2 protein-coding genes and 1 pseudogene are annotated in these 8,187 nt (G+C 41.4%); all 3 read left to right on the top strand.

All coding sequences use genetic code 11. The features are described 5' to 3' along the window. Positions 1-383: 383 nt before the first annotated feature. A pseudogene (locus HT708_RS09665) lies at positions 384-828 on the top strand (adenylosuccinate lyase); the annotation flags it as partial. Between the two features lie 1,182 nt (positions 829-2,010). Beyond that, complete coding sequence (locus HT708_RS09660; RefSeq protein WP_172926314.1) at positions 2,011-2,238, top strand: YSIRK-type signal peptide-containing protein; 228 nt, start codon at positions 2,011-2,013, stop codon at positions 2,236-2,238. 43 nt (positions 2,239-2,281) lie between these two features. Further along, positions 2,282-7,993 carry a DUF1542 domain-containing protein gene (locus HT708_RS09655; protein WP_172926313.1) on the top strand — a complete coding sequence of 1,904 codons (5,712 nt, stop codon included), beginning with the start codon at positions 2,282-2,284 and terminating at the stop codon, positions 7,991-7,993. Positions 7,994-8,187 lie beyond the last annotated feature (194 nt).

Genomic DNA, 8,187 nt, shown 5'->3' with positions numbered 1-8,187 from the left:
CTGGATATGGTTCGCCAAGGACTTCTGACTTCCGAGGTTGCCAGCCATCAGCTGGGTATGAGCGTCGCTGAGTTTGAGTCGCTATTGAAAAAACATTACAAATAAGACCTAAAAAATACAGAGAAACCAGCAAAGACGAGGTTCGCAAGCCGTGGTTGGAGTTTTTTGGGAATAAACCTTTTACCCAGGAACCCGAGCGAGCCATCAGTCAAGCAGACCAACTGCTAGACTATAAGAGCTGGTCCGAGGAGGACAGGGAGATGTTTAGTGAACAACGCAGACGCGAAGAACAAGCCTTGTTAGCGCAGGACTATGCCTTGGAACAAGCTGAAGAAAAAGGGTTGGAACGCGGTCGTGCAGAGGGGATTGAACAGGGTTTAGAGCGTGGTCACATGATTACAGCCTATGAGAATGTGGCTCTCTGGCATGAACACGACATTTCCCACTCATCAGCTGAGCGTATCATCACACCAGATACGACCATCTTGATTGACTACATGCTCAACCGTTTTGGAAATATCGTCAAGAACTTGACGGTCTTACCAGAAAACATGATCCGCAACATGAACGCGACTTTTGGTCTGATCTTTAGCCAACGTGCTATGTTGACCTTGATTGGTAAAAGGCATGACCCGTGAGCAAGCCTATGACTTGGTACAACCAAAAACAGCCTACTCTTGGGACAAGCAAGTAGACTTCAAACTACTTCTGGAAGTAGATCCAGAGGTGACATCACGTTTGACACAAGAGGAAATCGATGAGATTTTCAACCATCTTTACTATACCAAACGAGTGGAGCCTATCTTTGAACGTCTAGGATTAGAATAATTAGAAAAAATCGAATTTCTATGACTCCATTTATAGGAGTAGCAGAACTTCGATTTTTATGTTATCTCAAAGCCCTTTGCTAAAAAATATAGTAGATTGAAACTAGAATAGTACACCTCTGCTTCTAAAACATGGTTAGAAATCGATTTGATTGTCCTGATTGATTTGTCCTATTTCTATTTCATTTTACTATAGAACCGTCCCATAAGGAGGGAGATTGGAAAATCTCCAGACTAGAGAAGTCAGCGACTTTCTTTGAATTTTGTTCCTTAAAGCTAGTCGTCTTTTTCAAGTGACCTGAATCTGCTTTAAAGCTGCCCCTACTGAAGGGAGAGCACAATCAAACTGTGCCGCAATTTCCCTGAAAGCAGCCTCGGGATGAGCCTCTACAAAAGTTTTCGACTCTTCTAAAGGAAGCTTTCGATTTTTGATGACTCGCTCTTTCCGCTCTCAGTGTCCTTGTTCACCTCATTTCTTTTCCTAGCTGAAGAGAGGTCTGAGACCAAGGTCAAAAACCTTGGCTGCCTCGGTATGCCTGTGTTCTTCTTTGATGCCATCCAATGCTCCTTGTTTAACAGCAGTAGGCTAGGTCATGGCTTTCTGATCAGCTGCTTGTTTAAAACGAAGCAACTATAGTAGTCAAGTAGTCAGGAGAGTCAAGGAGCCCCTATCTTCTGTTCTATAGCAAGCAATAAGAAGAGCTAGTGATCTCACTGGCAGTTTCTCTTTTTTAGGCTCCTTGCATCTTGTCATCTTCCAATGATGACAATGAAAAAGGTGCAGCCCCTTGCATTTTTCTACTTATTTTGTGGAGTCTAGTGAAAAAAGTCATCGTTACTTTGAAAATTCAAATAATAGTTATACAAATTAATGGCTGATTGAATCCTAAAGCATCAGATCATAAGATGGAATGAGAATTGGTAATTTCTTAACAAATTCATTCATAATCAAAATTATGGATAAAAAAACCGAATAAAATTTACAAAAATCCAAAAAATGTTTTTTTTTTTTTTAGCAAAATATAAGTAAGCAAAAAAGTTGCATATAGTTTGGTAATTATGTATCATAGTACAGTAAAACTATGCATAGAGGAGGTCTCCTTCTATAAGGAAGGAGGAGCTTCTCTTGTGTAGAAAAATATAATCCTAAAGGAGAGTTTAAGTAATGGACAAGAAAGTATCCATGAGTCGATCTGAGCGCCTGCGTCGTGAGAAGGTCACGCGTTATTCTATTCGTAAATATAGCTTTGGTGCAGCCAGTGTTGCAGTAGCGGCTCTATTTATGTTTTTGGGGAACGGAGCAGTGTCAGCTGCTGAGAATGGCGTAGACTCACAAGGCGGAGCCGCTGTGGCAGCCAGTCCTAACGGGGGGGGGGGAGACTCCACCAGGAGATGGAGCAACGTCTACTAACGCAGAAAATGGACAAGCAACAGCTGGGAATGAGAATGCTCGTGTGGAACCCACCGCTCCAACTCATGCAGGGACAACAAAAACAGAAAATGGAATCAGCTATACTGTAGAGTTCTCAGATGATGCAAAGAAGGAAGTCTATGTCTACAATGAGGAAGATGCAAATGTTGAATTCAACATCACATCAGAAGCAAATGGGTTTACTTCTGTAGAGACCACTAAAGCTTCAAATCAAAAATTCACCCAACAAGTAGATGAGACTACAATAACCGATGGCTATGGTTATAATTTCAAAAAATTTACTACAGAGCAAACTTCTCCCTTAACAGTAGCAATGACTGGTAAACCTAATGACAGTTTGAAGTCAAATAATAAATATACTAAAAATCAGGAACAACATCTAACAATAGGGGAGCGTTATCTTCGTGTAACATCGAAAGATAATCGTACACTGTCTGCTGCAGGCAGTGGAGTTAACGCAGTCGGATACTTTAAAGTTGTCCTTAAATCTCAAACCTACAAATACAGCATCCAGGAACCAGCAAGCAATGCTGATAAAATCAGTGTTACAGATATTAACAATTTAACTCTTACAGATATTGAAAAAATTAAAAATCAGCTTAAAGTTGAATATTCTAAAACTAGCCAGGATGCTAGACTAGCGTCGCAAAGAGGGACTGTCGTACCATCTAGTGAATCAGTAGTGAAGAATATTAACGTAGCGGACGGAAACGTCACTGTAACCTATAAAGATGATTCAACCGATGTGGTTCCAGTTGGTCATGTAGCACGTACCAATCAAAGACCGACAGTTGAGATTGACTACTCCGATCCAACACCAACTAAAAAAGAAGTATTTGTGTATGGTGCAGAAGAAAACTCATTTGATATCAAAATCAAAGATGATGGTGGCAAGATTAAAAGTGCAGTTCTGAAAAAAGGAAGCAATCAATCTTTCAAAGATGCAGCAGGTTCAACAGATAAAACAGACGTTGAATATGGTTTCACAGCAGACAAAATTACTTCAGAAAGAGCCGCAACGGAAGGTGAACCAGCTGTTATTCGTTATACAGGAACTCCAGCACCATATAATCAGTTTACAAAAGATAAATTAGATAAGGCGCTAAAAGGGGATGGAGTTGCTTTAGGATGGCGTTTTGTAAATGCTGTCGATCAGGATGATGTGGATTCTAGAACAGATAGAGGGACATATAGAGACCCATCAGCATTTCGTGTAATGCTCAAACCTCAGACTCAAAAATATGATATAAAAACTCCTGAGGAAGCCGACAAGGTTGTTGTGACCGACCCTGCAGCTGTAACAGAGGAAGAGTTTGCAAAAGTAAAAGCAAAAGTCAAACTTGAATATTCTAAAACCAATCCAGATAGACGGTTAGAGTCTAAGCGTGGTCAAGAAGTAGAGAATCAAGATAGTAGGATCCAATCAATCACAAAAGATGGAAATGATTTACTAGTAACCTATGCAGATGGATCAATAGACAGAAGACCACTAACAGAGTTTACGACCCTAAATAAACAACCTGCGATCGATGCAGTGAACAAGGCTGCAGAAGATAAGATTGCAGAAATTAATGCTACTACATATCCGAATGCTACCGAGGATGAAAAACAAGCCGCTATCGCTAAGGTAAATGCAGATAAGGAAAAAGCATTAGCAGCCATCAATGATCCTAACCTAACAACAAAAGCTGCCTTGAATCAAGCTCAAACTGAAGGGACAACTGCCATTGCAGCCGACAATCCAGTAATAGCTAAAAAAGCTGAAGCCAAAGCGGCAATTGAAGCAGCTCGTAAGGCCAAAGAAGATGCCATTAATGCAGACAGGAACCTATCAGAAGCTGAAAAGACAGCCGCTATTGCTAAAGCCAATGAAGCAGCCCAGGCAGCAACAGCGAAAATCGATGCAGCGACGACAGATGCAGCTGTAGATACTGCGCAAACAGAAGCCACTACAGCCATTTCGAAAGTAAACCCAATTGCTAAAGAGAATGCTAAGGCAGCAATTGCCAATGCCTTAACAGCTAAAAATGATGAGCTTGATAAGCGCACAGACCTAAGTCAAGCAGAAAAAGACGCAGCGAAAGCAGAAGCCCAAAAATTAGCTGATGCAGAATTAGCTAAAATCAACGCTCAACCTGATAATGAAGATACAGAAGATGCAGCTCGAGCAACCCAAAATCTTGTGAACGCTGCAGAAGATAAAGGTGTAGCGGATGTTACTTCTGTGACTCCAGTAGCCAAAGCAGCTGCTAAACAAGCAGTGGCAGATGAATTAGCTGCTAAGAATAAGGAAATCGATGATCGCCAAGATCTAACAGCTGAAGAAAAAGCGAAAGCTAAGGCAGAAGCTCAAGCAGCTGCTGACGAAGCGAACAAGGCCATTGATGCTCAACCAGATGTAGCCGCAACACCAGAAGAAGCCAAAGCAGCTCAAGATAAAGTAGAAGCCGCTAAGACACAAGGTGTAGAAGCGATTAAAGCTGTGAATCCAGAAACAACTGCTAAAGCAGCCGCTGACAAAGCCATTGATGACGCTCTTGCTGCTAAGAACAAGGCCATTGATGATCGTACAGACTTGACAGATGCAGAGAAGAAAGCTGCTAAAGACAAGGCTAAGGAAGAAGCAGACAAGGCTAAGGCAGCAGTAGCAGCCGCAACAAGTGATGCAGAAGTAGCCAAAGCCAAAGAAGCCGGTGAGTCTGCAGTTGGTGCTGTGACTCCAGTAGCCAAAGCAGCTGCTAAACAAGCAGTGGCAGATGAATTAGCTGCTAAGAATAAGGAAATCGATGATCGCCAAGATCTAACAGCTGAAGAAAAAGCGAAAGTTAAAGCAGAAGCTCAAGCTCGAGCAGCCGAAGCGAACCAGGCCATTGATGCTCAACCAGATGTAACCACAACACCAGAGGAATCAAGGAAGGTTCAAGGAGCAGTAGATAGTGCTAAGGAACACGGTGTAGCAGCGATTAAAGCTGTGAATCCAGAAACAACAACTAAAGCTGCAGCCAAGAAAGCTATTGATGATAAGCTAGCTGAACAACTAAAAGCCATTGAAAACACACCAGATGCTACGGATGAAGAAAAAGCTGAAGCTGCTGAAAAAGCGACAGCCTTAGCCAAAGAAGCTAAGCAAGCAATTGATATTGCTACAACAGATTCAGAGGTTAAGAAACTTCAAGATGATGCAAATGCTGAAATAGGGAAAGTTTTACCTGTTGTAGAAGATAAACCAAATGCTCGTAAAGCCATTGATGAGCAAACAAAAGCGAAGAAAGAAGAGATTGACGCGCGTACTGACTTATCTCCTAAAGCGAAAGAGAATCTTAAAGATAAAGCAGATCAAATAGCAGCCGAAGCTAAGAAATTAGTAGATGCTGCGAATAAAGAAGCAGATGTTAATAAGATTCAAGACGCGGATAAATCGGCAATTAGAGCAGTTGGGGATATTAACAGACCAATTGATAAAGTGCTAGTTAATGATCCAGCCAACCTAAAAGCTGAGGAAAAAGCTAAAATCTTAGAAGAAGTGAGGAAAGTGAACCCAACAGCCAAAGAGGTTAAATATAACGACGCTGGAAATATTGAAGTTACTACAGCAAATGGTGATAAGGGAATCATTAATCCAACTGATTTGGTGAAAACGTTGGAGAATCTAGATAATGGTAAAGGTGGAAACGATATTAATAAACCACTTGATAAAGTTATCATCAAGGATAAATCGATGTTGACAGAGTCAGAAAAAGCTCAAATTATTGCTGCTGTTAAGTCTGTAAATCCAAATTCTATTGTGCTACTCGATGCAGACGGAACTGTTTCAGTGTCTACACCAGAAGGTCAGACTGCAACGATTCCATCAACTGAGTTAGTGAGAACTAAGGAAGATACAGCTAAATCTGACGCAGGAAATGGTGAAATTGTTAAACCAGCAGATAAAGTGGTTGGTGAACCGACTGATTCAGCTGCACAAGCCAAAGTAGAAGAAAAATTAAGAAAACTCAATCCTGAGGCTAAATCTGTTAAATTTGATGATAAAGGTAACGCTACAGTTACTTTAAATGATGGAACTGTGGCAACAATTCCATGGAAAGATTTATTCAAATCACCGGAAGACGCAACTAAACCAAACGCAGGCAACGACATCGTTAAGCCGGCGGATAAGACGGTTGTAGCGAACTCAGACAAGTTGACAGTTGCAGAGAAGAAAGCCATTGAAGAGAAGGTTAAAGCAGTTAACCCAGGAGCGACTGTAGTAGTGGACGATAAAGGAAATGCCACAGTCACAACACCAGAAGGTAAAACAGCCGTTATTCCAGCAACAGACTTGACGAAGTCAGCAGCAGATGCAGCTAAACCAAATGCAGGCAATGATGTCAATACACCAGCAGCTAAAACTGTAGCAGCGAACCTAGACAAGTTGACAGAGGCAGAGAAGAAAGCTATTGAAGAGAAGGTTAAAGCAGTCAACCCAGGCTCAACTGTAGTAGTAGACGATAAGGGTAATGCTACAGTTACAACACCAGAAGGTAAGACAGCGGTCATTCCAGCCACTGATTTAGTGAAAACACAAGATGATATTACTAAAGAAAATGCAGGCAATGATGTCAATACACCAGCAGCTAAAACTGTAGTAGCAGATCCAGATGCCTTAACTCCAGAAGAGAAGAAAGCTATCGAAGAGAAGGTTAAAGCAGTCAACCCAGGTTCAACTGTAGTAGTAGACGATAAAGGTAATGCAACAGTAACTAAAGCTGATGGTACAGTTCTGAATATTCCAGCTTTAGACCTAGTAATCCCAGCTGGAAGCCTAGCTGACGAAGCTAAGACTGCTAAAGTGAAAACACCAGCATTCCGTACATTAGTTGGAAACAAAGATAACTTAACGGAAGATGAAAAAGCAGCAGTTAAGAAAGCAATTGAAGCCGTCAATTCAGGAGCGACTGTAGTAGTAGACGATAAAGGTAACGCCACAGTAACACTAGATGGAAATACAGTATCGATTGCAAAAGACCAATTAGTGAAAACAGAAAGTGATGTAACAGCTAAGAATAGCGGAGATAACATCAACCTTGACTTTGAAAAAGAAACAGTAGCAGACTTTACTAACTTAACAGATTCAGAAAAAGAAGCTGCAAAAGCTAAGATTAAAGCAGCAAATGCTGATGTAGTAGATGTTCTCTTTGACAAGGCAGGAAATGCAACTGTTGTAACTAAAGATGGCAAAGTTTTAGCAATTACCGCTGAAGCTATCTTTAAACAAGCTCCTTCAGCTCAAAATAACGGAGCTACTAACACTGAAGCAAAAGTGGATAAAGCTAAGTTAGCAGATGCTATTCGTCAGTTAGAAGGACTAATCATCCAAGAATCAACTAAGCTTGATGCAGAAACTGCAAAAGCAGCGAACGCATTATCAGCGGATGCTAAGAAAGTATTTGCCAATGCAGATGCAACTCAGGCAGATGTGGCTGCAACGGTTAAACGTATCAAAGACTTCTTGGCGAAAGTTTCTCCAGCAACTAATCATGCAAGTCCAGCTAATGACCAAGCTGCTCAAACACCAGCTGTAGTTCCAGCTCAAGCAGCAAATGCCAACCAAGCAGCAACAAACGTGCGTACAGTCGCTAAAGAGTTGCCAAATACAGGTACAGCAGATTCTACTGTAGCTATGGTAGCAGCTGCCGCAAGTGCCTTACTTGGTCTTGGTCTTGCAGGTCGTCGTAAAGAAGACGAAGAAGCTTAATTGGTAGATGGTTTGATACTTATCGAATAATAAATCCAATTTTCAAAGCTTAACAAGTACCTCTCATAAGAAAATCTCCTAGCAGGAAAGCCTGCTAGGAGATTTTTGCATTTCAGGAAGTGGACGGCTGGCTTGTAAGCGCGTCATAACAAGGTATCTATCATTCATGGAAGACCGTAAGCGCGTCATAACAA

This window comes from Streptococcus sp. 3613, assembly GCF_013277375.1.
Taxonomy (GTDB): domain Bacteria; phylum Bacillota; class Bacilli; order Lactobacillales; family Streptococcaceae; genus Streptococcus; species Streptococcus pseudopneumoniae.
This window is presented reverse-complemented; position numbering and strand designations above follow the sequence as displayed.